Genomic DNA, 13,859 nt, shown 5'->3' with positions numbered 1-13,859 from the left:
TGACTCACTCTGATTTTGTATTTTCCTCTGCTTAGAGTGACAAATGAGGGTTAATCCAGGGTATATTCCTATTCGAGATGAGATTACCACTCGTCTCGAATTAGGGCGATTTGACCCTGTAATTCAAAATGATGTAGCAGCAACCGAGAAAGAGACTTCCCTAGCACAACAGTTAGATGCCAAATGGTACGTGGGTTTAGCTCCTTATGCTTCTTTTGTTGCTCGAAACATTCTATGGAACACCTTTGCGTTCAATGACAATTTACAAGGTATAGACGAAGTAAATCTGCGTTATGCTATCCTCGCCTCTGGTTTGGATATCAGTTTTATTAATGATGCGCGTCAAAGGTTTATTGCTGAATCTGCTTATCTTGATGACCGTCCGGCTGCACCCCTACGATTTTTAACAGAAGTCAACCTTGGTGTACTCATTCGCCGCCAGACAAAGCAGGTGGATCTAAACGAAGCCAGAAATCTGTTGCAAGACCGTATTCGGACTATTTTTGCTGCTGGGAAAACCTTTAACTTAATCCCCTTTGCAGGTGGAGCCTACGATGTGTCTGATGATGCGGGGGATGGCAAACCCAACTTGGTACTGATTAGCTACGATGCGGAGACAGTACGTAATGAAGCGGTGACAGTACCGCCATTAGTTGAAAATATTTACCGCCATCAGGGAAATCAAGGAAGATTCCGCCAATTACTGAATAATTTGGTGTTTTTGGTTGCTGATGATGCCACTCGTGATGAGATGAAGAACAAAATGCTTTATCGCTTGGCATTAGACGCGATGCGATCGCCTGACCGTTTAGCACAATTACCAGAACACCAGCAAGAAAAGGTTAACGAGCTTTACAAGAAGTCCGAACAAGAATTAGCCATTATTATTCAACAGTGTTATCGTCATCTTTTCTATCCCTCTCGTAATCGTCTGGATGGAGCAAGCGTTGATTTAGCTCATACAGCTTTTGATTTACCTTCGGCTTCCGAACGTCCGGGGAATGGACAGCAGGAAATTATTAAAGCCTTGCTAGATAACCAAAAATTACTCCAGCCTAATAATGAGCCTCCTGCACCAAATTATGTCAGAGATCAGACCCCATTAAAAAAAGGACAAATCAGCACGGCTGAACTGAGAGCAGAATTTCGCAAAGACCCCCGTTTCCCCATCATGCTGAGTGATGACACTTTCATTAAAATGGTGCGGTTGGGAATTACACAGGGGATTTATGTTTATCAAAGTGGCGATTTACTGTTAGGACAGGGCGACCCCTACGCTGAAATAAAAATTGATGAGCAGTCGATTGTTTTCACTACTACTTATGCTAAGGAACGTGGTATTTGGCCTCGTCCTGCTCCTGCTGTCACAAAACCAAATGAAAACATAGAGGTTGATACAGATAATCCTGCTGATAGCGAGAGTGATCTTACCACTTCTAAAGTAGGTGAAAAAACTGGTAGTTACAGCGTTGATACTATCAAAACCCCCGAACAAATTCCTGAAAAATCAACTCCAAGCACTAAAATTTTTAAAGCAGAAGCACCATTACGGGAAGCTTTAAGCAAAATTTGGGAAGATGCACGGAACGCACAAATTAAGAAAATTAGCCGACTCAGTTTAAGGGTTTTTGATGTTAGTGATGGATTTAAGTTGCTTGGTGTTATTAATACTGTGTCAGGTGCAGATAAACAAGTAAAACTATCTGCTGAATATGAAACCACCAATAGCAGTAGTTTTAGTATCGAATTTGAAGGACAAGTAAGCGATGCTCAACCAATTAAGGATTTCTTGCAACCCCAATTAAGAGCAGCTTCTGAAACTCATTTAGAAATAACTTTTACCTTAACCTACGCGAGTGGGCTAGACCTGAACACAGATGAACCGGAAAAGATAACAGAAAAGCTTGCCAGATTTGCTACTGGTGCAGCTTTTGTAGAAGCTTATGCAGAGGCGTGTTAAAAAATGGTTGTTGCTACTCTTCCTTTAAGTCAATTTTCACATCACAATAATTCTTTTACTAAGAATTTGAGCAAACCTTACTATCAATTAAAAGTAGAAAAGCTGCCAGGAAGTGATTTATCTTTAGAAATTTGGCAGTTACCATCTCCCGCTACACCACATCTCAAAAATCCCAAACGTGTTGCAGGAATTAAAGGCAGAAATTTTGCTTTAATCGAACATCGGTTACTACGTCAACTCAAGCAGATAGATATTGATTTAACCAAATTGCAAAGAGGGAAAATCAAAGATTTTGACCTTGATGAAGAACAGGCTTTGAGAATGGGTTTAATGTTTCGCGTGTTAGCACCAATGCGAAATCGGGAGAATATGCGCTGTTGTGCTGAAGGAATAGAAGTGATGGGCAAGGAAGAGGCCGCTTATTGGTTAGGAATGGCAATGCACCGTAAAAATCCCAGGCGTGTTTTGATGGCACTAAGGTGTTTATTGACAGATAAAAATGTTTCTTAGTAGGAAGGTATTTAAATGCTTATTAAGTAATAGGTAGTAAGACTATTTGTTATTAACCTATTTATATTTGGGTAATATATGAGCGGAATTATACATCATAAAATATATTTCAAAGTAGCAAAAGAAAAACTTAATTCAGCATTAGATTGCGAAAAATCATTAATAAGCTGGATGACAGATACTTGCCATTGGAAAAAACAAGATTCGATTGATCAGAGTTATTCCGAGCTTGTAGAAGATTCGATAAGTTCTATTATTTTTTCAGGCCTTACTGTGGAATCTTTCATAAATTATTATGGAATAACTAGACTTTCAAAAAGTCAGTTTGATAATTATTTAGATAAGCTTGATTTATTATCTAAATGGATTGTTATACCAAAATTTATTACTGGAAAATCAATAGATACTGGTTCTCAATCTATTGAATTTCTAACAAAACTAATACAAAGCAGGAATAAATTAGTGCATTATAAATCCTCAGACAATAGCATAAAAGATTTTTATGACATGATTTCAAGTTTACAGAATAATATTCAAAAACAGCGTCCACCTTGGATAAAAGATGCAGAAATAAGCGTTCTAGCAATTTATAAGTTATTGGAAGATATTATTAAAATTGATTCTTCTATTACTCAAGAAGAACTTGAATGGAAAGAAGAAATAAATAATTTTTTTGAATTATGGTCAGTTGAAGATTGTACTAAATAGGCTAATTAAATATATTTTTATGGCTAAAAGATTAATAGAAGAGTGGCTACCTGTAGCAGAAATTGGTGAGGAAAGTGTTAGAGAAAGGCGTTCAATGACTGCTTTACCACCTATTTATTATCTTCATGTTTGGTGGGCAAGGCGGCCTTTGGTAGCGTCACGGACTGCTGTTTTGGCTTCTTTATTACCTGCGGATACTGATAAAAAGAAATTCTTGCACATTTTAGGTATTCATGGCGATCCAGTAGCAACTCGGAGAAAAATTGACAAAGCTAAAAAGACTGGAGAAAATCTAGGAACTAATATTTATGGATATGAACGAGCATTTTCTTATATTCCTTCAAATGAAGATAAAGAATGGTTGAGATATGAAACAAATAGAATAAATTTAGAAAATCCTGTTATTCTAGACCCAACTGCTGGTGGTGGTAGCATTCCTTTTGAGTCAATACGTCTTGGTTTTGCAACTATTGCTAATGATATTAATCCAGTAGCATCTATTATTCTTAAACAAACGTTAGAAGCACCTATAAAATATGGGCTAAAAATTATTGAAGAATATCAACGCATTTCTAAAGAATTTATTAAAAAAGCAGAACTAAAATATCAAGGTATTTTTCCTGCTGAACCTAATAATAATAAAGTTGATGGGTATCTTTACGCTCGTACTATATGCTGTCCCTATTGTGAAGGTATAATTCCCCTTTCACCTAATTGGAAACTTGCGCCAGATGGTACAGGAGTACGCTTAAAGCCTGATGTAAACAAGCGTATTTGTGAATTTGAAATTGTTCGCAAAATTAAAGAACAATCCCCAGGAACAGTTACCGGGGGTGATGCCCAATGTCCCTATTCTGATTGTGGAAGAATTGTCTCTGTGGATGAAGCAAGGAAACAAGCTCAAGCCGGAGAAATGGGAGAGCAATTATTTGCAATCGTTTATAAAGAAAAAATTCTTACTAAAACGAAAACTGGAAAAACTAAAGAAAAATGGGAAAGAGGATATCGCTCACCTTTACCCAATGATAATAATTCAGAAAAAATAAAATTAATATTAGAAGAAAAACTAATTGAATGGGAAGCTTTAGATATTGTTCCAAATGAAATTGTTTATGACAGTACAAAAACATCTTATCTTCTTCGCTATGGAATGAAATTGTGGCGTGATATGTTTTCATCAAGACAATTATTATGTCATGGAATAAGCGTAGAAACGTTCCGAGAATTAATAGAGCAAGAAGAAAAAGAAACATTGGATGAAGTGACTAAAGCAGCGTTTGGTTATTTGAGCTGTGCTTTAGATAAACTACGCGATTATAATTCTCGCATGACTCGTTGGCATAGTGGTAGAGAGGTAATAGTTAATACTTTTGACACACATGACTTTGGTTTTAGATGGTCTTATGCAGAGATGTCGCCTTTAAAAACTGGGTTGGGTTATGATTGGGCAATCGCACAAACAGGAAAATGTATTGAAGAACTAATCGAGTTAACTCGTCCTGATATTGAAATTAAAACAGCCAACAGTGAAACTTACCAACTTGACTTATTAAATCAATCATCTTTTACTTCACCTAATATTACCATTACCAACGATTCAGGAGATAATCTTTATCACTTAGAAGATCATAGTATAGATGCCGTTATCTTTGACCCGCCTTACTATGACAACGTAATGTATGCAGAGTTAAGTGATTTCTTTTATGTTTGGCTAAAGCGTACCGCAGGATATGTTTACCCTGAATTGTTCACTCGTCAACTCACCGATAAAGAAAACGAAGCAGTAGCTAACTCTGCTAAATTTCAAGGAGAAAAAGGCGCAAAGGCATTAGCTGCTAAAGACTATCAAGAACGCATGGCGAGTATTTTTAATGAGTGTCGCCGTGTATTAAAAGAAGATGGTATTCTCACCCTCATGTTTACCCATAAAGCCCAAGGCGCATGGGATGCTTTAGCCAGTGGTTTATTAGAAGCTGGCTTTACTATCACTGCTTCTTGGCCTATCAACACTGAAGCCGAGGGAAGTCTACACATCAAAGACAAAGCTGCTGCTAAAAGTACCATATTCCTGGTTTGTCGTCCCCGCCCTCCCAAATCTGAAGAAAATACTGTCTATTGGGAAGATGTAGAAAAAGATGTTGCCAAAGCCGTCAGAAAACGAGTTCAAGAATTTCAAAAATATGGCATCAAAGGCGTTGATTTATATTTGTCCTGCTTTGGCCCAGCCTTACAAGAATTATCCCAACACTGGCCTTTAACTCGTGGTACTCCCAAAGCCCAACCAAAAGCGAAACAAAAAAGCAAACAAACTAGCTTGTTTGATGAATTTGACCCCTATGCAGTCACCCCAGAGGATGCGCTAGATGCAGCTAGAAGGGAAGTAAAACAATGGCGCATGGAACAACTTTTAGGTACAAAACGCCAAACAAATTTAGACCCTATCACCGAATGGTTTGTATTAGCTTGGGATGCTTTTGAAGCCCCGCGTTTTCCTTACGATGAAGCCTTGCGGTTAGCTAGAGTTGTAGGTGTAGATTTAGACAGAGAAATTGTTGGTTATTTAGCCCAAAAACAATCCAGCGATTTAATTTTATGGGATAGTAGCCAACGTGCCGCTAAAGCTGCTCTAGGTTCCCCAGATGGTAGCCGCGCCATGATTGATGCACTACATCACGCTGCTAACCGTGCGCGTAGCAATGGGTTGGAAGCTGCCAAGAAATTGCTAGAAAGCAACCAAGTTGATAAAAACGCAGATTTCCAAACCGCCTTATTAGCAGTATTAGAAGTCTTACCTGTCTCCAGTACCTACACAGGTTTTACAGAAGAAGAAGGAGAAGTTGCAGAAGCTGCTAAAGATTTTGATGTCTTAGAAAGCTTGCGTCGTTTGGCATTTAGTGAAAAAGTTCCCCAACCCAAACAATTAGAACTGTGGTTGAATATTCAAACTGCATAAGGAATTGACTTATGAAAAATCAAAAAGAAACCATTCGGAAAATGGTTACTTATCTAAACAATGAAGAAAAAGATGGTGGCTTTTGGTTGCCTAATATTCAACGCCCTTTTGTTTGGTCAGAGGAACAAATCGAGCGATTATTCGACTCGATTATGCGTGAATACCCAATTAGCACTCTCTTAGTGTGGCGTACAAATGCCAAAATTAAGTGCCGTAAGTTTATTGACCATTATAAACAAAGTTTGAAACTTTTCGATTTTTATGTTACCGAAAATAACCAAGTTAAATTACTGGTTTTAGATGGTCAACAACGCTTGCAAGCTATGTTTATTGGCTTAAAAGGTAGTTATGAGAGAAAAGAATTATTTTTTAATGTTCTCAGTGGAGATTTAGTTGCACCAGAAGATATCCGCTATCAATTTAAGTTTTTAAATGCTGATAAGGTTAAATTTCCTTGGATTAAATTTAAAGATATTATTTTTAACCATAATAAATTTAATACGATCGCTCAATCGATTATTGCACTTCAAGATGATTTAAGTAATGAAGAGAAGAGCAGAATTTTCGATAATGTAGCATTGGCTATTAATCAATTCTGTTCATTAGAATTTTTAATATATCAAGAACTTGATAGCGTTGATAACCCAGAAGCCTATCAAGAAGAAGATGTTGTAGAAATTTTCATTAGAGCAAATTCTGGTGGAACTCAGTTAGGTAAATCTGATTTACTCTTTTCTTTGTTAACATCTAGTTGGGATGATGCAGATGAAGAGTTGGAAGCCTTGATAGATGAATTGAATCGAAGTGGCTATAGTTTTACCAGAGACTTTATTTTAAAAACCTGTATTACTCTACTTGATAAAGGAGCGCAGTATGACGTTAATAAGTTCCGAGATGGAGTAACTAGGGAAGAAATCATCAAAAACTGGGATAACATAGCTAATGCTATCAAAGATGTTAAAGATTTTTTGTTTGGTAAAACTTTTCTACAGACTGATAAAGCTGTTCCTTCTTACTTAGCACTAATTCCTATAATATATTTTCGCTATCATTATCCTAAAAAGTGGTCTAATATTCAGCAGTTAGACACCTATATTTTAAGAACCTTACTTACAGGTGCTTTTAGTGGTAATCCTGATAAGTTAATTGATAAATTAACCAGGAAAATTAAAGAAACTGAAGAATTTAATGTTAAGCAACTATTTGGTGTAATTCGTGCTGATGGCAGAAATTTAGAAATTACCGAATCGAATATTTTAGGACAGCATTACTCCTCTAAATATATTCATATATATTTTAATCTGTGGTATCAACGCTTTGATTATCATCCAGCATATTATGCTAACTTACCACAGATTGACCATATTTTTCCTCAATCTGTACTACGAAAAATTAAAACAATTAATCCAAATACAGGACGTAAAGATATCCTTAAATACCTGCAATTTGACCGCGATCAGATTGCTAACTGTATGCTACTAACTGCCCAAGAAAATGGTGCTGGGGGTAAAAAAGATATTCTCCCTGAACACTGGTTTAGTAATAATAAAGATGATACCTATTTAGATTTACATCTAATTCCCAAAGAGCGAGAACTGTGGAAATTAGACAATTATCAGCAATTTATTGAAGCCAGAAAAAAGTTAATTTTGGAAAAATTTAGTTTTATGATTCAAACTAATATCTAAAAATTTATGGCTTTACTTACAGATTATACTTGGGCAACTAAGTACGACTCTGATACATTGAGTCTGATTAAAGAGTTTTATGAACCTGCGCTTAGTTGTGCAGTACGCTATGAACGTTCTACAGGATTTTTTTCTGCACGTATTCTCACCCTAGCTGCACGAGGAATTGAGGGATTGATCCGTAATAACGGAACCATGCGCTTAATTATTGGCTGCACTCTAGGCGAATCAGAGGTAGAAGCGATCGCACGAGGTGAAAAACTCAGAGAAGTAGTAGATCGTTCTCTATCTAATTTTCCCTTAATCCCAGAGAATCTTGAAGAAGCAGACGCATTAGAACTTTTATCATGGATGGTTGCACAAGGGTATTTAGAAGTTAAACTTGCCTTGCCTTGTTCTCCTGAACGTCAACCTATACCCGTACAAGGCATTTTTCACGAAAAAGCCGGAATTATTGAAGACAAAGCTGGTAACAGGTTAGCTTTTAATGGCAGTGTTAATGAAACAGCTAAAGGTTGGGCAGGAAATTGGGAAAGTTTTCATGTCTTTACAGATTGGGGTGGTACAAAAACTTATGTAGATGATGAAGAACGAGGGTTTGCGAAACTTTGGACAAACCAAGCCAAACGCTGTTTAGTCATTGATGTTCCTACTGCGGTAAAAGAACAACTCCTCAGTTATCTCCCAGCTAACGATCAAAAACCGAAACGATTAGCAGGAATTGAAGATTTGCAAGATAGGACTCAGCACACTGTAGATATAGGTACTGCTGGTGCTGTAACTCCTCAAACAGATGAAAAAGCTGGCGACGAAAAAAATCAACCTCTAGATTTACAAGAACAATTTAAACAAATTTGGCGTTTAATACAGTTTGGCCCTGCAACCCCCGGACAAGGCGATCGCGTTGGTGAAGCTACTTGTGGAATCACCCCATATCCTCACCAAGTCAAGGCTTTTCAACGCCTTTATCAAAACTGGCCTCCCAAACTTCTCATCGCGGATGAGGTTGGTTTAGGTAAAACCATTCAAGCTGGATTATTAATTCGTCAAGCTTGGTTAGCTGGCAAAGGCAAGCGAATTCTCATCCTAGCCCCCAAAGCTGTTCTCACTCAATGGCAAATTGAACTCAGAGAAAAATTTAACCTCAATATTCCTATATATGATGGAAAAACTTTGAGTTGGTATAATTGCCCAGCTTTGAGAGTGCTAGGTAAGCCCATCATTAAACCAGTCAGTCGTCAAGAATGGCACAAAGAACCAATTGTCATTACCTCCAGCTACTTGATGCGGAGGGCAGATCGAGCAAAAGAATTGCTCAGTGAAGCAGAACCCTACGATTTAGTGTTCCTGGATGAAGCGCATCACGCCCGCCGCCAAGGAGTCAGCGGACTTCAACCTAAAGGGCCTAATCAATTATTGCGATTAATGCAGCAGCTAAAACATAGAACTCAAGGTTTAGTTTTATTAACTGCAACTCCCATGCAAGTTAGTCCTATAGAAGTTTGGGACTTACTCAATTTACTTGGGCTACCTCAACAATGGGATCTTCAAAGCTTCCGCCATTTCTTTGATTATGCCAGCACACTCAACCCTAGCCACGATCAATTTGAATTTATGGCACGATTGTTTCGTGCTGTCGAAGCGCAGTTTGACGAAACACCTCTGGAAGTTGCCCAAAAATTTGTTTCTGGTAGTAGTAAATTAGCTACAAAAAAAGTGCTGCAAGCACTTAGAGACGAAGCCACATTGCCCAGAAAACAACTCAGCAACGAAAGAAGACGGGATGCGATCGCAATTATGCGTTCTAACACTCCCGTCAATCGCTTGATTTCGCGCCATACCCGTGAACTATTACGTCGCTATTACGAAGCCGGGAAAATCAGTAGTCGCATTGCTACTCGTATTGTTGAAGACGAATTTGTGACTTTAACTGCTGCTGAAAGAAATGTCTATGAAGCAGTTGAAGATTATATTTCTACTACCTATAATAATGCTTCTCAAGCTGATAAAAACGCTGTCGGCTTTGTCATGACTATTTATCGCCGTCGTCTGGCCAGTAGTTTTGCTGCTTTAAAACATACCCTAAATCAACGAATTAATACTCTTAAAACTGGTAATACTTCCCAAGTTGAATCTAACGAAGAAAACCTTTCTGATGATGAAAATGCTGACGAAGCAATGGATATTGAAGAAGCTAATCAGTTAGAAATCAAAGCATTAAAAGCAGAAGAAGTACGCGAGCTAGAATTTTTATTAAAACAAGTCAAGCAACTGCCACCAGACACTAAAGCTCAGGTTTTACGTCAGAAATTACAACAGCTTAGGCAACAGAATTACCAGCAAATAATTGTTTTTACTCAATATACTGATACTATGGATTTTTTGCGTCAGTATTTAGTCGAAACCGAACGATATAAAGTTATTTGCTTTTCAGGACGGGGAGGAGAATTAGGTTTAAATAATGGTAATTGGCGATTTATTTCTAGAGATGATACTAAGCGAATTTTTCGGGAAGGTAAAGCTGATATTCTTTTGTGTACAGATGCAGCAGCCGAGGGCTTAAATTTTCAATTTTGTGGGGCATTAATTAACTATGATATGCCCTGGAATCCTATGAGAGTTGAGCAGCGAATTGGGAGAATTGACCGCTTAGGGCAAGCCTTTGAGAATATTAAAATTATTAATTTACACTATGAAAACACTGTAGAAACAGATGTTTATTTAGCTTTAAGAGAACGGATTGGCTTATTCTCTCAGTATGTGGGTAAATTACAGCCCATTTTAGCCACCTTACCTAGAAGTATTACCAATGCTGCTTTATCTAGCCGCACTCAACAAGAGGAACAACGAGCTTCACTGGTTAGCGAATTGGATAGTAGTATTCATCAAGCGCAAGCGGACAGTTTTGATTTGGATGTAATTACCGAAGCTGATTTAGAAGAGTTTCCACGTCCAGAACCACTCTATGATTTGAAAACCTTAGACCAAATACTACAAAGTCCTGCCTTACTACCTCCTGGGATTGATGCTCAACTCATGCAGGACGGCGAATACAAATTTTCTATGCCAGGAATGAAGGAAACTTTGCGAGTTACTACTAAGGCTGATTACTTCGATGAACACCCAGATAGTACAGAATTATGGTCGCCTGGGAGTCCTTTATTTCCTATTGTTGATGGTATTGAATAAAAACTATATATATTTTTACGAAAAACAATGAATATATTAACATCTGATGAAATGGACTTGATTATACAACTTGAAAGTGGAACATATTTTGAATTTAAAGACTGGAAAAACGCTAGCGTACCTAGAAAGGCTACTGGAGTTTATACAATTTGGCTTGAACAGAGACTGATATATGTAGGAATGTCTGAGAATCTTTACGGTCGCCTCAATAGCCATGCTTCTGGTCGCCGTAGTGGAGATCAGTTCTGTGTTTATGTTGCTGATCGCCTTGTTTTACCAACATTATCCCAAGAAGAAATTCAAGATATTGCAGCAGGTATACTTTTGTTTGATCAGCTAGTCAAAAACTATATTCATAAGTCTTTGGGTTATCGCTTTGTAAAGCTAGTAGACAAAGAAGAAGCAATTCAAATGGAAGAACTTATACGTCAAGGAAAAACTTCACTACAACAACCATTACTAAACCCCAGTAAGCTAAGAAACTAATACCTGTTGTAAAAAACTGTGGTTTGCAAAGTTCTTTTTATTAATGCTATTTATGGCATGAAATTGCTAATTTATGCGAATTTACTCTTTTTATTTTAATTTTTGAACAGACTGAAATCTGATACGAAATATTATTTAAATTTGAAAAAATAAAGTAAAATAACGGGTATTATCAATCTTACGTTACTCCTGCGATCGTAGAAATTCTTGAAATTGCTTATAGAAAACATAAGTGTTGTGAAAGCCACGTCTTCGGTTACGGTCGTTACCCCTAAAAATAATTGCCTCAACTCCTATTGTCTGACATATTTTACAATCACACTGTTTCCAAGGTTGGTCTTGTAATAGTTCTCTATACATCTCCGTATGTAACTTCTGTCGCCGTTCTTTCGCTTTAGGCTCTACCTTGCCGTTACGAGGTAACTCCAACAACTCATCGTAAGCTAATAATATCTCAAGTGTTTCATCTATTGATAAATTACCTTTATCAAATTCTCGTATTGATTGGATTGCATTTTGTTCAAGTAATACCAATTCGTCACGCGTGAAACCGCTTTCGAGTAAATGTTTAATTCGTATTGAGTGCTTATCCACAAAAGGAATACGAATGGCAGCATATTTTCTACCAGTCATAGTATAATAATTTGCCTTTGGATCTAACCAAGCACGGCGTAAAGGACTAGCTGAATCAAAACTTGTTACACCTAAGTGACGAAATACCGGAGTCGCACTAATTCGAGCTACCCCAAATAAGTGCAATCGAATCTTAGAAGTTAAATGAGGATGAATTTCTTTTAAGATTTCTATAATTTGTTGGCTCGGAGTTCGAGCTAATCCACCAATTGCAATATATTCATAACCCATACCTATATAGGCTTTGACAGCCTCAGCATAAGATTCAGGATTCCAACCCTGAACCGCACCAATGGGAGTAAATTTATATTCTCCACTCCGATGCTTTTGAATAAAATCTTCAGCATTTTTAATAGTTAAACTATAACGTTTTTCCCTGACACCTGGTTCAGCAAATAGCCCGACTATCAGATGGTCAATACTGACTCCATAGTTAAAACCTAAATTCTCATAATAATCCAAAATTTCTTCGGTACTGTAGGGAGGAACTTCTTCCTTAAAATAGCCAAAAGCTCCGCAATCTCCCATTACTGAACCTTGAAAGCGAATAAATTTATGGATGCCAATTTCGTTAATTTTACTTTTTTTATTTCTGCTATTTTCAACGACTACTTTAGAGACTAAAATTCCATCATAGTTAGAAAATTGAAAAATTTCATGAGCATATACATCATTCTCATAAAGGTTACGACTAGGTGTATTCACATCATTTAAAAAGTTATATCCAGGGTCTACCCTGTCATCCCAATCTGGAATGAAATACTGCATCCCTAAATGTATATTAGGGGCTGGAGGTAAATCCGGAATCGGAAGAAATTCATTTTCTTCTTGAGAGTTATCTTCAACTTTTTTTTTCTTAATTTGATTATCTTTAACTTTTACTTCAGGTAATCCTAGTGGTAGTTCTAGTTGAGTTGGTACACGCTCTACAGATTCGGTAAAGATTTCTGGCTTCTCATAAACTTTTTGCAGCAGTTCAGTATTAGTAGACACAGATTCAGCAAACTGCTTAAAAAGGAAACCTTTCAGCCCAACTAAACCATAGCGATAATGCTTTGCCTCTGCATTAGAAAGAGTCACAACAAAAGTTTTTGCAGTTAAATTTCGGATGTAAGATTTACTTGTTTTTGAAGCTAAAAATATCAATGTCTGCTCAGGTTTAGTTGTAACTGGAAGACTAAGCGATCGCAGATAGTTTTCTCCCAACAACAAAAAAACTAAATTATATCCAACAATAGTTTTTTCAAAAGCTTGATGGACTTCTAAAAACTTCGCCCATTCATCTACCTCATGTCCCTTCATTGTGTTGAAGGTAACTTCATAAGGTACAATAATTTGATTTTCTGGAATTAGCCCGTAGCCAGCAGAGAGAATGATCAAGTCTACGGCTTCTGAACCAAAAGACTGGCGTAGTAACTCGACTCCTTCTATTACCCGTAGATGTTGCAACCCAGTGTACATCTGACTAGCTGGACAAGCAAATTCCGCCAGTTCATTAAAGCGAGATTGTAGACGAGCTGAGTCTTTAAAATCTTCTAAGGTTAACTGGTTGGTTGGCTTAAACCTCTTCTCTCCTGTACAAGATGTAATAACTAGTACATGATTTTTATATTTCAAATCAGTTGAAGTTGAAGATGTTTTCAGAGATGATTCATTCATCTTCATACTGTATCCAAAAATTTCTACTTTTACACACTGGTACTTTGGATGAAATATTATGTAATTTATATTA

Annotated in this window: 8 protein-coding genes; 7 read left to right on the top strand and 1 reads right to left on the bottom strand. The window is 37.2% G+C overall.

Annotated features, from left to right (window positions below; genetic code table 11):
• Positions 1 to 43 precede the first annotated feature (43 nt).
• The 7 genes from ACM5QX_RS22855 to ACM5QX_RS22825 all read left to right on the top strand — a co-directional run bounded on the left by ACM5QX_RS22855 (position 44) and on the right by ACM5QX_RS22825 (position 11,494).
• Complete coding sequence (locus ACM5QX_RS22855; protein ID WP_414755647.1) at positions 44 to 1,960, top strand: hypothetical protein; 1,917 nt, start codon at positions 44 to 46, stop codon at positions 1,958 to 1,960.
• A gap of 3 nt (positions 1,961 to 1,963) precedes the next feature.
• Positions 1,964 to 2,470, top strand: a complete 507-nt coding sequence (locus ACM5QX_RS22850) for a hypothetical protein (protein WP_414755646.1) — start codon at positions 1,964 to 1,966, stop codon at positions 2,468 to 2,470.
• Between the two features lie 78 nt (positions 2,471 to 2,548).
• Positions 2,549 to 3,178, top strand: coding sequence for a hypothetical protein (locus ACM5QX_RS22845; RefSeq protein ID WP_414755645.1), 630 nt, complete (start codon positions 2,549 to 2,551; stop codon positions 3,176 to 3,178).
• A gap of 19 nt (positions 3,179 to 3,197) precedes the next feature.
• Positions 3,198 to 6,131: a DUF1156 domain-containing protein gene (locus ACM5QX_RS22840; RefSeq protein ID WP_414755644.1), complete on the top strand. Its 2,934-nt coding sequence runs from the start codon at positions 3,198 to 3,200 to the stop codon at positions 6,129 to 6,131.
• A gap of 11 nt (positions 6,132 to 6,142) precedes the next feature.
• Positions 6,143 to 7,819 (top strand): DUF262 domain-containing protein, encoded by a 1,677-nt coding sequence (locus ACM5QX_RS22835; RefSeq protein WP_414755643.1) that lies wholly within the window; start codon positions 6,143 to 6,145, stop codon positions 7,817 to 7,819.
• Between the two features lie 6 nt (positions 7,820 to 7,825).
• Positions 7,826 to 11,008 carry a helicase-related protein gene (locus ACM5QX_RS22830; RefSeq protein WP_414755642.1) on the top strand — a complete coding sequence of 1,061 codons (3,183 nt, stop codon included), beginning with the start codon at positions 7,826 to 7,828 and terminating at the stop codon, positions 11,006 to 11,008.
• Positions 11,009 to 11,035: 27 nt separating this feature from the next.
• Complete coding sequence (locus ACM5QX_RS22825; protein ID WP_414755641.1) at positions 11,036 to 11,494, top strand: GIY-YIG nuclease family protein; 459 nt, start codon at positions 11,036 to 11,038, stop codon at positions 11,492 to 11,494.
• A 183-nt stretch (positions 11,495 to 11,677) separates the two neighbouring features.
• Here the strand turns inward: ACM5QX_RS22825 and dpdA are convergent, their stop codons facing one another.
• Positions 11,678 to 13,786 carry a tRNA-guanine transglycosylase DpdA gene (gene dpdA / locus ACM5QX_RS22820; protein ID WP_414755640.1) on the bottom strand — a complete coding sequence of 703 codons (2,109 nt, stop codon included), beginning with the start codon at positions 13,784 to 13,786 and terminating at the stop codon, positions 11,678 to 11,680.
• Between the last annotated feature and the right edge of the window lie 73 nt (positions 13,787 to 13,859).

It is taken from the genome of Anabaena sp. CCY 9910 (assembly GCF_963920875.1).
Taxonomy (GTDB): Bacteria; Cyanobacteriota; Cyanobacteriia; order Cyanobacteriales; family Nostocaceae; genus Trichormus; species Trichormus variabilis.
The sequence above is the reverse complement of the archived record's forward strand: the minus strand, read 5'-3'. Positions and strand labels throughout refer to the sequence as shown.

Bases quoted from the DNA above. Each gene is read 5' to 3' on its own strand.
- ACM5QX_RS22855 (WP_414755647.1), top strand. From the start codon at position 44: ATGAGGGTTAATCCAGGGTATATTCCTATTCGAGATGAGATTACCACT.
- ACM5QX_RS22850 (WP_414755646.1), top strand. From the start codon at position 1,964: ATGGTTGTTGCTACTCTTCCTTTAAGTCAATTTTCACATCACAATAAT.
- ACM5QX_RS22845 (WP_414755645.1), top strand. From the start codon at position 2,549: ATGAGCGGAATTATACATCATAAAATATATTTCAAAGTAGCAAAAGAA.
- ACM5QX_RS22840 (WP_414755644.1), top strand. From the start codon at position 3,198: ATGGCTAAAAGATTAATAGAAGAGTGGCTACCTGTAGCAGAAATTGGT.
- ACM5QX_RS22835 (WP_414755643.1), top strand. From the start codon at position 6,143: ATGAAAAATCAAAAAGAAACCATTCGGAAAATGGTTACTTATCTAAAC.
- ACM5QX_RS22830 (WP_414755642.1), top strand. From the start codon at position 7,826: ATGGCTTTACTTACAGATTATACTTGGGCAACTAAGTACGACTCTGAT.
- ACM5QX_RS22825 (WP_414755641.1), top strand. From the start codon at position 11,036: ATGAATATATTAACATCTGATGAAATGGACTTGATTATACAACTTGAA.
- dpdA (WP_414755640.1), bottom strand. From the start codon at position 13,786: ATGAATGAATCATCTCTGAAAACATCTTCAACTTCAACTGATTTGAAA.